The sequence below is a fragment of the Microbacterium pumilum genome, from assembly GCF_039530225.1.
Classification (GTDB): Bacteria; Actinomycetota; Actinomycetes; order Actinomycetales; family Microbacteriaceae; genus Microbacterium; species Microbacterium pumilum.
In genome coordinates this window covers 3554698-3569235 of the sequence record NZ_BAAAOH010000001.1, presented here as the reverse complement: position 1 = coordinate 3569235, position 14538 = coordinate 3554698, and the positions used below count along the sequence as shown (strand labels likewise).

At 68.1% G+C, this 14538-nt stretch carries 12 protein-coding genes; 3 read left to right on the top strand and 9 right to left on the bottom strand.

What is annotated here, in order from left to right:
* The first annotated feature begins 126 nt into the window (after positions 1 to 126).
* The gene (locus ABD188_RS16080; RefSeq protein WP_344064539.1) at positions 127 to 1521 is read left to right on the top strand and encodes an HNH endonuclease signature motif containing protein; all 1395 of its coding nucleotides are present in this window, start codon (positions 127 to 129) and stop codon (positions 1519 to 1521) included.
* 116 nt (positions 1522 to 1637) lie between these two features.
* Here the strand turns inward: ABD188_RS16080 and ABD188_RS16075 are convergent, their stop codons facing one another.
* From ABD188_RS16075 to ABD188_RS16060, 4 genes are all read right to left on the bottom strand, one after another.
* Positions 1638 to 2396 carry a ZIP family metal transporter gene (locus ABD188_RS16075; RefSeq protein ID WP_344064535.1) on the bottom strand — a complete coding sequence of 253 codons (759 nt, stop codon included), beginning with the start codon at positions 2394 to 2396 and terminating at the stop codon, positions 1638 to 1640.
* A 4-nt stretch (positions 2397 to 2400) separates the two neighbouring features.
* The gene (locus ABD188_RS16070) at positions 2401 to 3528 is read right to left on the bottom strand and encodes an epoxide hydrolase family protein (protein ID WP_344064532.1); all 1128 of its coding nucleotides are present in this window, start codon (positions 3526 to 3528) and stop codon (positions 2401 to 2403) included.
* Between the two features lie 65 nt (positions 3529 to 3593).
* The gene (locus ABD188_RS16065; RefSeq protein ID WP_344064529.1) at positions 3594 to 5186 is read right to left on the bottom strand and encodes an AMP-binding protein; all 1593 of its coding nucleotides are present in this window, start codon (positions 5184 to 5186) and stop codon (positions 3594 to 3596) included.
* 187 nt (positions 5187 to 5373) lie between these two features.
* Positions 5374 to 6447, bottom strand: a complete 1074-nt coding sequence (locus tag ABD188_RS16060) for a Glu/Leu/Phe/Val dehydrogenase family protein (protein ID WP_344064526.1) — start codon at positions 6445 to 6447, stop codon at positions 5374 to 5376.
* Positions 6448 to 6662: 215 nt separating this feature from the next.
* Between ABD188_RS16060 and ABD188_RS16055 the strand changes: the two genes are divergently transcribed.
* Positions 6663 to 7145 carry a YbaK/EbsC family protein gene (locus ABD188_RS16055; protein ID WP_344064523.1) on the top strand — a complete coding sequence of 161 codons (483 nt, stop codon included), beginning with the start codon at positions 6663 to 6665 and terminating at the stop codon, positions 7143 to 7145.
* A gap of 104 nt (positions 7146 to 7249) precedes the next feature.
* Here the strand turns inward: ABD188_RS16055 and ABD188_RS16050 are convergent, their stop codons facing one another.
* From ABD188_RS16050 to ABD188_RS16035, 4 genes are all read right to left on the bottom strand, one after another.
* A complete protein-coding gene (locus ABD188_RS16050) occupies positions 7250 to 9190 on the bottom strand; it encodes a glycogen debranching N-terminal domain-containing protein (RefSeq protein ID WP_344064520.1) in 1941 nt (646 codons plus the stop codon).
* Positions 9187 to 9978: a carbohydrate ABC transporter permease gene (locus ABD188_RS16045; RefSeq protein WP_344067177.1), complete on the bottom strand. Its 792-nt coding sequence runs from the start codon at positions 9976 to 9978 to the stop codon at positions 9187 to 9189. Before ABD188_RS16045 ends, ABD188_RS16050 begins: the two co-directional genes overlap by 4 nt.
* Positions 9979 to 10097: 119 nt before the next feature.
* The gene (locus ABD188_RS16040; RefSeq protein ID WP_344064517.1) at positions 10098 to 11222 is read right to left on the bottom strand and encodes a carbohydrate ABC transporter permease; all 1125 of its coding nucleotides are present in this window, start codon (positions 11220 to 11222) and stop codon (positions 10098 to 10100) included.
* A gap of 2 nt (positions 11223 to 11224) precedes the next feature.
* Positions 11225 to 12484 (bottom strand): sugar ABC transporter substrate-binding protein, encoded by a 1260-nt coding sequence (locus ABD188_RS16035; protein ID WP_344064514.1) that lies wholly within the window; start codon positions 12482 to 12484, stop codon positions 11225 to 11227.
* A gap of 197 nt (positions 12485 to 12681) precedes the next feature.
* Here ABD188_RS16035 and ABD188_RS16030 point away from each other — a divergent pair, with 197 nt between their 5' ends.
* Entirely contained in the window at positions 12682 to 13683 is a 1002-nt protein-coding gene (locus ABD188_RS16030) for a LacI family DNA-binding transcriptional regulator (protein WP_344064511.1), read from the top strand.
* On the opposite strand, the gene ABD188_RS16025 is transcribed toward ABD188_RS16030, so the two are convergent.
* A complete protein-coding gene (locus ABD188_RS16025; protein ID WP_344064508.1) occupies positions 13670 to 14479 on the bottom strand; it encodes an IclR family transcriptional regulator in 810 nt (269 codons plus the stop codon). The genes ABD188_RS16030 and ABD188_RS16025 overlap by 14 nt on opposite strands.
* Between the last annotated feature and the right edge of the window lie 59 nt (positions 14480 to 14538).

The window sequence follows — 14538 nt, the reverse complement described above, 5'->3', positions numbered from 1 at the left end:
GAGGCGCGACGTCGGCATCGGGCGACTGACTTGGGGCTGAGCCCATGTGGTCGGGGCAGCGGATCGGTCGCGGATTCCGGCATCCGCCCTCGTATCAATGTCGGAGGGTTCTGTCACAATGCTTTCATGACATTCGTTGACATGGACGATCTTCCGGCGGCCGATCCGACCGCCTCGGAGCTCGAGATGGTGCGATGTCTGATCTCCAGCCTGCAGGTCACCCAGGCCCAGATCGCGTGGCTGCAGGCGCGCGAGGCCACCCTCTACACATCTTTGGTCGAACTCGTCGAGTTGCAGACTTCACGCCTGCGGGAGGGTGCCCGGCGCGACCGCGAGATGCCGTTGCGGACGGCGACCGCCGAGATCGCCTCGGCGCTGCGGATCACGGAGAGAACCGTTCAGCGCCGGATGTCGGATGCCACGACCCTGCAGCTTCGATTCGGACGCACTCACACCGCCCTGAGCGAGGGTCGCATCAGTCAGGCACACGCGACCGTGATCATGGACGCCGGTGTGGCGATCCAGGACGACGAGGCGCGGGCGGTCTTCGAGCTGGCGGCACTGGATCGCGCCGAGATCGAAACGGCTGGACGCCTCCGTTCGATCGTGCAGTCGATCGCCGAGAAGGCTCACCCGATCTCGATGACCGAACGCCATCGAGCCGCACGCGAGCGGCGCGGCGTGTTCGTTCGCGACATCGAGGACGGCATGGCCGAGATCCTCGCGGTCCTTCCCGCCGTGCTGGCGCACGGGATCCACGACCGGCTCACACAGATGGGCCACCGCGTTCGCAGAGCTGCCCGTGCTGAGGCTGCCGCGGCTGAGGCCGCCCGTGTTGCAGCTGCTGCCGTAGCCGGTGTCGGCGCTGACGGGGTCGATGCCGCTGACGGGGTCGATGCCGCAGCCGACGGCTCCGCCGTGGTCGATGATGACCGGACCATGGACCAGCTGCGTGCAGACATCCTGAGCGATCTCGCCCTCGCGGGGTCTCCGGTCGCGTCCGGCGACGGGCTCGATGCCATCACCGCGCACGTGCAGGTGTCCATTCCCGTGCTGACCCTCGCCGGAGTCCATCACGAAGGCGCCGATCTGGCCGGCACCGGACCGATCGACCCCGAGACCGCTCGACGCCTTGCCGCCACGGCTCCTGGCTGGGATCGCGTGATGACCCACCCGGTCACCGGAGCCATCCTCGCGGTCGATCGGTATCGAGCAACTGCTGACATAAAGCGAGTCCTATGGGTGCGCGACGAGCACTGTCGGTTCCCCGGATGTCGGCAGCCGCCCTGGCGATGCGACCTGGATCACAGTCATGATGCTGCGCTCGGCGGTCCGACGTGCGACGAGAACCTCGAGTGTCTGTGCAAGCGACATCACATGCTCCGACACGCCACGGAATGGAAGGTCCAGCAGTTGGGCGGCGGAGTCCTCGAGTGGACGAGCCCCACTGGACTGACCTACATCGATATCCCGCCGACCACGCTGCGATTCATTCCTGACGGCGACCCTCCGCCCGTCTGACGGCTGCCGACCACGGGCGGACCACAGCGACACGCGAACCGCTCGCCGAGAAACCGCATCCTGCCCGAGGCACCACGGAGTCAGCGGTATGACAATGACCACCCCTGGACGACGCGTCAGGCGATCTCGTGCAGGACGAATGCGAAGAGGAAGCCGATCGTGGCCCACAGCCCGGTCATGGCACGCTGCTCGTCGAACGCCTCGGGGATCATCGTGTTGCAGATCATTGCAAGCAGGCCGCCGGCGGCGATCGTGGTGATGACCGCGATGAGGTTGGGCGATGCAGATTGGAACGCGACGAATCCCAGCACGGACGCGATGACCGTCACGAGGGCGATGCCCAGCCAGAGCCGGGCGATCCATCCTCCGGTCTTGCCGCTGGACTTGAGCTGGGCGGTCGATGAGAGCCCCTCGGGGATGTTGCTGATCGCGATCGCCGCCACGATCGGAACGCTGAGGCCACCGTCCTGCAGCACCGAGAGTCCCATCACGATGGATTCGGGGATGCCGTCGATCAGCGCCCCGATCGCGATCACCACGCCGCTGCCGGCCGCGGCGCGGCGAGCGACGATGTTGGCCGTATCGGTCACTGCAGACGTCGATGCCGACCCGCGCGGACGTGACACGAGCCAGTCCGCCACGATGTAGAGGATCGCGCCGCCCAGGAATCCGAAGATCGTCGCGACGAGCCCGCCGTCATCCGCTGCCTCTTCGACGAGCTCGTACGCGAGCGTCGAGATGAGGACTCCGGCGCCGAGCGCCATGATCGCCGCCACGCGGCGCTTGGGAATCTGGACGAACCACGCCACGGCGGAACCCGCGAGGAGTGCGCCGCCGGCGATCAGGCCGCTCAGCGCGGCGAGCCAGAGTTCCATGCAGTCACCCTCGTGACGCGAAGAACGCGCGGATGTCGTCGGCGAGCAGCACCGGCTCTTCGAGCGCGGCGAAGTGGCCCCCGTGGGGCATGTCGGTCCAGTGGGCGATCCGGTATTTCGGCTCCGCCCAGCGGCGAGTGATCCGTGTGATCTCGTGGGGGAAGTTGGCGACGCCGACCGGCACGTCTGGCACGGGATGACTGCGTCCCTCGGGGTCGAGCCGCGACTCGAAGTACATCGCCGCCGACGAGGCCACCGAGTCGGGCGCCCAGTAGAACATGAGGTTCGTCAGGAGGTCCTCGACGTCGAACCCCGAGCTGCCGCGGTCGCTCCAGGTCTCGAACTTCTCGAGGATCCACGCGGCAAGTCCCGCGGGGGAGTCGGTCTGTGCCACGGCGAGGGTCTGCGGCTTGGTCGACTGGATGGCGCTGTAGCCGCGCTCGGTGGTCGCGTACGCCGCGAGGTGTGCGAGGTACTCGCGCTCGAGCGGTGTGGCATCCGCCGCCCACGCCTGATCGATGTCGCTCGCGCTGAGCGGATAGTTGGTATGCAGTCCCACGACCGCATCAGGATGCAGCTGCGCGAGCCGCGAACCGATGATCGCGCCCCAGTCGCCGCCCTGCACGCCGTACCGCTCATGGCCGAGCACGTCGGTCATGAGCGCATGGAAGGCCTCGGCCGATCTCGTGACGCCCCAGCCTGATTCGGCCGGCTTGCCGCCGAATCCGAACCCCGGGAGCGAGGGGATGACGAGCTCGAACGCGGGAGACCCCTGAGTGAGCGTCCGGATGACGTGACGGAACTCCACGACGCTCCCCGGCCAGCCGTGAAGCAGCAGCAGCGGCATCCCGTCCTCCGACGCGGATGCGGCACGGAAGACGTGGAGGTCCAGCCCGTCGACGTGCGCGAAGTGCGGATCGAGCGCGTTGAGCCATCGCTCCTGCGCACGCCAGTCGAACTCATCCGCCCACACGCGGCACGCTTCACGCACGACCGAGAGGTCGACGCCTGCCTCCCACGCCCCGCGCGGAAGCGGCTGCGGCCAGCGGGTCGCGTGCAGCCGATCACGGAGGTCGTCCAGTACGTCGTCGCCGACGTGGATGGGCGCCGGTCGCCACGACGATGTCGTCATACGCCGATTATGCGCCGACGCGAGACGGCCGGCGTGACGGGACGCGCCCGCGGGTGCGCGAAGAGTCAGACGTGCGCGACCTCGCGCGCCCGCAGATCCTTGCGGAGGATCTTGCCGGAGGTCGACTTCGGGATGGCCTCGATGAACTCGACGCGACGCACCTTCTTGTGCGGCGCGACGTTCTCGGCGACGAACGCCATGACGTCCTCCTCGGTCAGCTCCGAGTCGGGAGCCGCCACGACGAACGCCTTGGGAATCTCCTGCTTGTCGTCGTCGAGCACGCCGATGACGGCGGCATCCATCACCTTCGGGTGCGAAAGCAGCAGCGCCTCGAGCTCGGCCGGAGCGATCTGGTAGCCCTTGTACTTGATGAGCTCCTTGACGCGGTCGACGATCGAGAAGTAGTCGCCCTCGTGGTAGACCGCAATGTCGCCGGTGTGGAGGAATCCGTCGGAATCGAGGGTCTCTGCGGTGGCCTCGGGCTGGTTGAGGTAGCCGAGCATGACGTTCGGGCCCTTCACCCAGAGCTCGCCGGGCTTCGTGACGCCGTCGGCGCCCACCTCCGTGATCTCTTCACCGGTCGCGGTGTCGATGAGCTTGCAGCTCTGATTCGGCAGCATCGTGCCCACCGAGCTGACGGGGATGTCGTGCCGGTCTGCGGGCATCGCGTGCGACACGGGGCTGAGCTCGCTCATTCCATAGCCCTGCATCATGCGGGCGCCGAGGCGCCGTCCGGCGGCTTCGGCGGTGTCGCCGTCGAGCGGTGCAGCGCCTGAGAACACCGTGTGCACCGTGGAGATGTCGAACTGGTCGACGACCGGGTGCTTCGCGAGGGCGACGGCGATGGGCGGCGCGATATAGAGGTAGGTGCAGCCGTACTTCTGGATGTTCGTGAGGAACTCGACCAGGTCGAACTTCGGCATCGTGACGAGGCTCGCGCGCTGACGCAGCGCGAGGTTGAGCAGCACGGTCATGCCGTAGATGTGGAAGAACGGCAGCACCGCCAGCACGCGATCGGTGTCGCGCAGGTCGATGTTCGATCGGCACTGCTGCACGTTCGCGACCAGATTGCGGTGCGTGAGCATGACGCCCTTGGGAACCCCGGTCGTGCCCGAGGAATACGGCAGCACCGCGAGATGCGTGGCCGGGTCGAAGCTCACCTCGGGGGCGACGCGCTGCTCCGCCAGCAGCTGGCGGAGGTTCGGGTGCCCGGACGCGCCGTCGAGCACGATCACGCGCTCGTGGGGGATGCCGGCGGCCTCGGCTGCGGCGCTGGCCTGCGCGAGCAGGGGCGAGACCGTGATGAGCCAGGTGGCGCCGGCATCCGTCAGCTGCTTCTGGATCTCGCCCGCGGTGTAGAGCGAGTTGATCGTGGTCACGACCGCGCCCGCACGCAGAATGCCGTGGAACACCGTCGCGAACGCCGGCACGTTCGGGCAGAGGAGCGCGATCACCGTATCGGTGCCGACGCCACGTGCCGCGAGGGCTCCGGCGAAGGCGCTCGCCTGCGCGCGGAGTGCGCCATACGTGGTCTCCGCACCGGATGCCGCGTCGATCAGCGCGACGCGGGTGACCTCGTCGTCGGTGAGCGAAGCGAACAGGAAGTCGAAGACGGAGACGTCAGGGATCTCGACATCGGGAAACGAGCTGGTGAACACGAAACTCTCCTTTGACGATCGTGTGCGCCGCGCCGGTGCGGCATCCCTTACGGGTCCCTACATCATGCCACTCGTGCGACTCGGTACCACACGTCGAGGCACTGAGTCCGCGTTCGTTCGGTTACGGACGCGACGCGCCGTCGCACGACGCGGTGGCGCGGCGTGTCGCGTCCGTAACCGGTCGGGGTCAGGCGAGCGAGGGCTCGCGCAGACCGCGACTGAGTCGCTCTGCCGCCAGGCCCTCGGCTGCTTCGAGAGGCGTGACGCCGCGCGATTCCGCCTCGTCGAAGACCCGTCGCACCGTGTCGCCGATGGCGCCGACGCGCTCCATGATCTCGCTGCGGCTGCCGATGTGCTTGGCCTCGAGATCGAGGTAGATGACCCCTCCGGCATTCACGACGAAGTCGGGTGCGTACAGGATGCCGCGAGCGGCGAGTCGGTCGGCGCCGCTCCGAGCCGCCAGCGGGTTGTTCGCGGGTCCGCAGACCGCTTTCGCGTCGAGGGCGTCGATGACCTCGTCGGTCAGGAGGCCGCCGATGCCGGCGGGAACGAAGACGTCGGCGGCGATGAGGTGCTCCTCGCCGGGCAGGCACCACTGCGCGTCGAGGTCGAGGGCGAGATCGCGCTTCGCGGGATTGACGTCGGTGATGGTCAGCAGGGCGCCCTCCGCGGAGAGACGAACAGCCAGACGGCTGCCGACCTGGCCCAGGCCCGAGATCGTGATGCGTCGGCCCGCCACATCCGAGGTGCCGGCGACCCGTTCGAGCGTCGCGCGAAGCGACTCGTACACCCCGAGGCTCGTCGGACCGGCCGGCTCACCAGAGCCGCCGACCGCGTCGGGCAGCCCCACGACGTGCTCCGTGCGCTCGCTGACGGTGAGCATGTCCTCGGTGGTCGATCCGACATCCTCGGCGGTGCGATAGAGGCCATGCAACGACTCCACGGCGTCGCCGAGGTCGAGGAATGCCGCGCGTCGGCGCTCGGCATCCAATGTCACACCCGCCGGGAGGGCGATGACGGACTTGCCGCCGCCGGCGTCGAGCCCGGCCGCCGCGTTCTTGAGGGTCATCGCCGCCGAGAGCCGCAGCGCATCGCCGAGCGCATCGCTCCAGTGCGGGTACGTCCACAGCCGCGCACCGCCGAGAGCAGAGCCGAGCACCGAGGAATGCAGGGCGACGGTGATGAACAGTCCGCTGCGTCGTCCGGTGATCACCTCGACGCGTTCGTGGGTGAAATCGGGGAGGGGCAGGGTGCGCGTCATCGCAGTCTTCTCTCAGCGGGCCTTTTGGGCGGTGCATTGCGGGCCGCGGCTTTGCGGTGTCCGTGCATCCATTGCACCACTGTGGGGCGTAGTGTTCAACCACCTCGCTGCGCGTTGCGCATTCTGCGTGGTCGATGCCGCATTCTTCGGAAGATTGCGGAGCCGCTGCGTCCTCAGCAGCCGACTGCGGCGATCGCGCCAATAGGCTTGCTGGCGTGACAGCGCACCTGCCCGCCCGCGCCCGGCTCGTGCACGACTCGCTCCGCGCGGCGGGGATCGAGGGCGAAATCGTCGTGCTTCCGGATGCCGCCCACACCGCGCCGCTCGCGGCCGCCGCCCTCGGGATCGAGGTTGGCGCGATCGCGAACAGCCTCGTGTTCTGGTCGGACGGCGAGCCACTGCTGGTCATGACCAGCGGCGCGCACCGCGTCGACACCGCTGCGCTCGCCGCTCGTCTCGGGCGAGGCAGCATCCAACGTGCGACACCCGAGCAGGTGCGAGATGCCACGGGCCAGGCCATCGGCGGTGTCGCTCCGACGGGGCACCCGGCAGCGCTCACAACGATCGTCGATGAGGACCTGGCCGGGTATCCGCGGATCTGGGCAGCCGGCGGCACGCCCCACACGGTGTTCCCGCTCACGTTCGACGAGCTGGTGCGAGTGACCGGCGGCACGATCTCCAAGGTCGACGCCGACTAGCGACCAAGGGAGCCCAGCGACCGAGACGGAACGTGGGGGCGGCGAGGAGCATCGGTCCCTGAGCGTGTCGAAGGGCCCGGTGCGGGCGCGACGCTTCGACAAGCTCAGCGACCGTTGGCGGGCAGAGCGGCGCCCGCGGCCCGCACGGCCTGAGCGCACGCGACGGCCGCAGCAGCCGACCAGGCTTGCGGGCGGCACGCGGCCGGGTAGGGCGCGGGAGTGCGCGTCTCACCCGAAGGATCCCCGGAGTGCAGCTCCGGCATCCGAAAGCCGAATCCTTCCGCCGCGGCGAGCAGTCCCTGGACGACCTGCAAGGCTTCGTCATGCAGCCCGGCGCGCGACATCCCGTGCGCCGCGATTGCGGTGTCGTGCGCCCACACACTGCCGCCGTGGTAGCTGAGGGGCCAGTATCCGGACGCGTCGGCGGACATCGTCCTGATGCCGAAACCGGATGACATGGATGGCGCGAGCAGCAGCGCCGCCACGTGTGCCTCTTCGTCGGCGTCGAGGATGCCGGTGCCGACCAGGTGCCCGATGTTGCTCGTCAGCGTATCGACCGGCCGTTGGTCGGCGTCGAGGGCCACAGCGGGATATCGACCCTCGGGAGTCTCCACCCAGAACGAAGACCGGAAGCGTTCGCGCAGCGCTGTCGCCCAGCTCCGGAGTGCCTCGCCGCCTTCCTCGCCGAGGGCGTCGAGAACGCCCGCCCCGCGCATCGCGGCCTCGAACGCGTAGCCCTGCACCTCGCACAGCGCGATCGGCCCCCGGGCGAGCGATCCGTCCCGCCACTGGATCGAGTCGCCGGAGTCCTTCCACCCCTGATTGGCGAGGCCGTGGCCGGTCTCGTCGATGTAGTCGATGAACCCGTGGCCCGAGCCGTCGCCGTATTCGGTCGTCCATGACAGTGCCGCACGCAGGGCCGGCAGCAGCGCGACGACCTCGTCACGCGGCATCCCGGCGTCGAATGCGTCGGCGAGCAGACAGATCCAGAGCAAGGTCGCGTCGACGGTGCCGTAGTAGAGCGGCGGAAGGAGCACCTGCTCGCCGGGCAGCGCGAGCGGCGCGCTGCGCAGCTCGTGAGGGATCTTGCCCGGCTGCTGCGCCATCGCCACGTCGACGCGGTCGCCTTGGAGGCGCGCGAGAACGCGCAGAGTGGATGCCGCCATCCCGGTGTCGACCGGCAGCGCAAGGCGGGCCGCCCACAGCGAGTCGCGTCCGAAGAGAGTGAAGAACCATGGTGCTCCGGCGGCGTAGAACTCGTCGTCCGGACGATCCGGCAGCACGAGCCGCAGCGCGTCGAGATCGCCGAGCGCGACATCCTGCCAGCGCGCGATGCGCGGGTCGTGTGATCCGGAATCGAGCGGGGTGAGGCCACTCGAGGAACGTGGAGCGCCCTGCACGACGAGGGTCGGGTCATCGAGCGCGATCGACCACGACACACTCGTGCTCTTGCCCGGTGCGACCTGCATGTCCCAATCGAGGATGACGGTGTCATCGTCGACGGTGAGGTCGGCACCCGGCGCCGACACCGTGAACGAGCGCTCACCCGATGTCACCGAGAACGGAGCCTGCACACCGACCGCTCCGGTCGCGTCCCATGCGCGGGGAGTCGGGGTGCCCGCCTTCACCTCCTGCAGCGGGGCGAACTCGGGCACCAGGCGCAGGCGCAGTGCGGTCCGCACGGTGTGGGGCACGTGCGAAACGATCGTGAGCGTCTCGCCGACCGCGCCGTCCGCCACGATCCGCTCCCGCAGCACGCGCACCTTGGGATCGGGCCAGTAGTCGTCGAGAGCCCGCAGCAGACCGCCGAAGACCACCCGCGATGGGCCGTCCGCCGACACCGAGATCCACTCAGGCTGCTCGCCGTCGCACGTGAGCACCGCTTCGCGGAGGTGCCGGATGTCGCCGTGGTACACGCCGTGGATCGGGGCCGAGCCGAGATCGCCGGACGCCGCGGACCAGACCTGGGTTGGAGCGCGCAGAACAATGACGGAGTCGTTGAGCAGGGGCTGCAGCGGGTGCTCCGCCACTGCTGGCTCGCTCATCCTTTGAGCGCTCCTTCCGCGGTGTTCAGTATGCGCTTCTGGAAGACCAGGAACATGACCGCGACAGGGATCGTCATTATGGCCGCGGCAGCGAGCTTGATCGGAAACTGGTTGCCTTGACTGAGCTGGCCGGATGCCAGCGATGCGACGCCCTTCGTCAGGGTGGTGAGTTCGGGCGACTGGGTCGACACGATGAAGTGATTCAGTTCGTTCCACGATCCCTGGAACGACAGGATGATGATCGTGATGAGCGCGGGTCGAGCCATGGGAAGGACGACCGACCAGAAGACGCGGAACGGTCCGGCGCCGTCGATGCGGGCCTGTTCTTCGATCGACACGGGTATCGACTCGAAGAAGTTCTTCATGATGAAGACCCCTGCGGCGTCCACGAGCAACGGCAGGATCATGCCGGCGTACGAGTCGTAGAGCCCCAGTTGGTTCAGTACGAGGAATTTCGGGATGAGCAGCACCACGCCCGGCACTGCCATCACCCCTACCACGAGCGCGAAGATGAGCGCTCGGCCTCGGAACTGGAGCCTCGCGAGAGCATAGCCGGCGAGCGAGACGAAGAAGACGCGTCCGAGGGTGACGAAGATCGTGACGATCGCCGAGTTCATGGACCACAGCGGAAAGTCGCTCCGAGTGAACAGCAGTTCGTATGCGGCGAGGGTCCAGGTTTGGGGAATCAGCGAGATCGGATCCGCAGTCGCCTCCGCATCCGACTTGAAGGAGGTCGCCACTTGCACGAGGAACGGATAGATGTAGATGAGGGCGAGTACGCTCAGCATCGCGTAGAGCAGAACCTGGCCGGTGATGGCCTTGCCGGTCCACCGCCTCGTGCTCTTTGGCGGGAGTTCCGGCACCGCAGGGGCGGCGGCATCGGGCACGACGGCGACCGGTTCAATGGTCATGGCTTGGATCCCTTCACGAGTACCGGAGCTGCGACCCGGGAGGTGCTCTTCACCTGATACTGGCGCGCGCGCCGCTTCGACACCGGCCGATCGCGCAGCACCCAGCGTTGGAAGAGGGCGAAGACGATGATGATCAGGAACAGGATGAATGCGATCGCAGCGCCCTGTCCCCAGTCCTGGTTGAGGAAGGCGGACTGGTACGACAGGAATGCGGGTGTCACAGTCGTCTTGGCCGGCCCGCCCTGAGTACCGGTGTAGATCTGGTCGAACACCTGCCAGCAGCCGATCAAGCCGAGCGTGAGCACCGTGAACAGCGTGGGTCGCAGCTGCGGGAAGGTGATGTGCCAGAAGCGTTGCCAGCCGTTCGCGCCGTCCATCATGCCCGCTTCTCCGAGTTCGACGCCGACGTTCACGAGCGCGGCGATGAACAGAAGCATGAACGTCCCGCTCGTCGTGAAGACAGCCATCAGGATGAAGGCCGTCATCGCCACGGACGGCCCGGCGAGCCACTCCCACCAGGAGATGCCGAGGAAGCCGTTCTGCACGAGAAAATCGGGGCCGGCCAATGGACCGACATTTCCGAGGGCGATATGCACGATTCCGCGCGGATCGCGGAACCAATTGGGCCCGTTGATCCCGATCCACGAGAGAACCTCGTTGACGACGCCGTCCTTGTTGAAGAGGAAGAGCCAGAGGACCGTGATGGCCACGGAGCTCGTCACCGACGGGAAGTAGAACGCCGTGCGGAAGAAGCCGCGGCCGCGGAGGATTGCGCGGCTGACGAGCACTGCCAGGAACAGCGACAGGATGGTCTGCAGGGGCACGACGAGGAATACGTACCAGGCGTTGTTGCGAAGAGCGATGCCGAAGTTGCGCTCCGTCAGGCCGCCGCCCGTCGTCACAGCGGCGTAGTTCTCGAGCCCGACGAAGCCGACTCGGGGCGAGAGCGGACTGCCCCGGCCGTTCCAGTCCGAGAAGCTCACCCACAACGCCATCAGAACGGGGATCAGGAGGAAGACGCCGAGAATGATGATCACGGGGGCCGTGAAGATCCATCCGGCGAGGCCTTCCCCGCGCCGGATCGCGGAGGATCCGGCGCGGGGACGAGTGGGGGCGGACATCGTCAGCCGACCACGGCCTCGAGGTTCGCCTGGACCGAGTCGAGGATCTCTTGGGGATCGCCCGCCTTGAGGCCCTCCAGCTGGGCGTTGAAGTCGGCGAGCACCTCGATCGCGCCATCCTGCGTCGGCCGGAACTGAGCGTAGTCCGCGCCGGTCAGGAACGCGGTCAGGTCGGGGTTGGCCTCACTCCACGCATCCGCGGCGGACTGGATCGAAGGCATCGGGCCGAACGCCTCCGAGAACGCCAGCTGCTGGTCGGTCGCCGTCAGGTACTCAGCGAGTTTGAGAGCGGCTTCCTGGTTGGGGCTGTCGGCTGCCATGCCCCAGCAGTTCGTGAACTGCAACGTGCCTTGGCCCGCGGGTCCGGCAGGCAGCTCCGCGACAGTGTAGGAGATGTCCGGGTAGTCGTTCGTCATCGCCCCCGTGATCCAGTTGCCCTCGATCACCATCGCCGCGGCTTGCTTGCCGAACGCCTCGCCGCCCCACCCCAGGCCGAGGTCCGTGGTGGCGTAAGCGAAGGTACCGGCCTCCAGCTGCGACTTCACATAGTCGAGAGCTTCAACGTTCTCGGGACTATTGGCGACGGCTGCCCCGTCGACGACCAGCCCCCCGCCCGACGCCTGGGCCATGAACGTTCCGACGCGCTCGTACTCCGCACCGAAAGCTAGTCCTACCCTGCCCTCCGTGGTCAGGGTCTCAGCGACGGCGGTGAGCTCGTCCCACGTCGTCGGGATGTCGTCCTCGGTGAGTCCGGCCGCCGTCCACAGATCGTTGTTGATGATCAGCGCAAGCGTCGAGAAGTCCTTCGGAGCACAGTAGAACTCGCCGTCGAGGGTGAAGTTCTCCACGAGCGAGGGGTAGAAGTCGTCCTTGTTCTCGAGGAGGTCGCCGTACGCCTTGAGCGACCCGTTGTCCGCGTAGCCGGTCATCGCCTCGGGGTTGAGGTAGAAGAGATCGGGAGGCGAGCCCGCGGCGAAGCCCTGCGACAGCTGCTGGGGGAGATCGTTGGCCACCGAGACGGTCGCCTCGACGCCCGACTCCTCTGACCAGGCAGCGACCGCATCCTCGACCGCGGTCGTCTCGGCCTCTCCACTCGAGCCGATCAGGACCGTGAGGGCGTCATCGGATGAGGTGAGGTCGCTCGCGTCGCCGGTACCCGCAGGTTCGTCGAACCCCGATCCGCCACAGCCCGAGAGCGTGAGCGCCCCCGCGATGAGGAGCGCGCCAGCGCCGAGGACGGCGCGCATGGTGTGCCGTGTCATGTCTCTCTCCTTTGATGAGTCAACTCGGCGGCTGACATGGGCTCAGCCCGATCGATCGTTCGCCTGGGAATTTGAACGATCAAAGCATGCCGCCAAGGGTCACGGTACGACTGCGTGATGGCACTGTCAAGGTGGTTGAGGGCGCCGTAGGATAACGATTTGAACGTTCATGGCTCTGCCGGGACGAGGAGGTCCGCATGGCGAAGTCACCGACGGTCGAGGACGTGGCGCGTGTCGCGGGGGTGAGCCGCCAGACCGTGTCGAACGTGCTGAACTCACCGGGAATCGTCAAGGGCTCCACCCGCGAGCGGGTCGAGTCGGCGATCGCCGAGCTCGGCTATCGACCTCACGCCGCGGCACGGATGCTGCGCACCCGCCGCAGCTCGACGATCGGCATCCACCTCGATCCGTACGCCGGGGGAGTGTCGGGCGTCGTGCTCGACCGATTCGTCCACGCGCTCACCGAGCGGGCGAGCGAGCGCGGCATGCGGATGCTCGTGTACGCGGCGCGGAGTCCCGAAGAGGAACTCGCGCGGCTTGCCGAACTCACCGATCGCGCCGAGATCGACGCGGTCGTCATCACCGGCACGTTCTACGGCGACCCGCGAACCAACTGGCTCAATGAACGGGATCTGCCGTTCGTCTCGTTCGGGAGACCCTGGGGCGAGGACGATGTCGCACAGCCCTCGCATCCGTGGGTCGACGTCGACGGCGCGGCCGGCACGAGGGCGGCCACCGAACATGCGCTCGCAATTGCGGGCGGTCGCATCGCGTTCCTCGGCTGGCCGTCCGGTTCCGGCACCGGGGACGACCGCGAGCGCGGCTGGCGTGAGGCGATGGCCGTGGCCGCGAGCTCCGGTCCGCGGTACACGGCCGTGGATGACGTCGCCCTGGCCCGCGACGCGGTCGCCGGAGCGCTCGCAGCCCGCGAGGCGGATGCTGTCGTCTGCGCCAGCGATTCGCTCGCGATCGGCGTACATCTCGCGGCAGTGGATGCCGGCATCCCCCGTCTTCCGGTGATCGGCTTCGACAACACCCCTGCGGTCGAGGCGCTCGGCATCAGCAGCATCGAACAGCTGCCGGAGCGTGTCGCCCTGGGCGCCCTCGAACTCCTCATGGGGCCGACCGGCAGCGTCGTCGGGCCTCATCCCGCGGGTCTGGAGCACGTACTGGTGACTCCGCAGCTCATCGTGCGCTGACGCCGGCCCCCGAGCCATAGAGGCGCCGTCGGAGCTCGGCCGCGGCCGCCTCCAGCAATGCGGCGAAAGTCGAAGCCTGCTGTGCGCTGTCGTCGGGCCAGGTGACCGCCACCGCGGCGACCGGCCAGCCGGCATGGTCGCGAACCGCGACGCCGACGGAGCGCAGACCGAGTGTCACCTCGCCGTCCTCGGTGGCGAATCCGTCGACGCGCACCTGGCGCAGCACCTCGCGCAGCTCGCCCGGCCGGCGCGGGCCGCGTCCGGTGCGATCGGCGAACGACGCGCTGCCTGGATACAGGGCTCTCACCTGCTCGCGGGGGAGCGCGGCGAGCATGGCTCGGCCCGTGGCGGTGAGGTGCGCGGGCAGGCGCACTCCGACATCCGTCACCAGTGCGGGACGGCGCGGCGCGCGCTCCTCGACGATGTAGAGGACGTCGCTGCCCGTCATGACCGCCAGGTGCGCGCTCTCGCCGGTGCGGTCGGCGAGCGCGGCGACGAGCGGGCGGCCCAGCCGGGCCAGCGGCTGCTGCCGGGCGTAGCCACCCGCGAGCTCGAACGCCGCGGTTCCGAGCCCCCAGCGCCGTTCGGAGGGGACATGCACGACGAACCCGTGCTCTTCGAGCGTGGCGAGCAGGTGGTACATGCTCGAACGCGGGATGCCGAGGTGCGTGGCGAGCGTGGACGCCGCGATCGGTCCGCGCTGTCGCGCGAGGAACGTGAGGATCCGCAGCGTCTGATCGGCTGCGGGCACCTGTGGGCGTCCGGGGGATTCGGATGCCGGGGAGTTGTCTGACATGACAGACACAGGATGCCACGCCCACCTGTCCCACGCGAGGGGAACGGTGTGGAATCGAG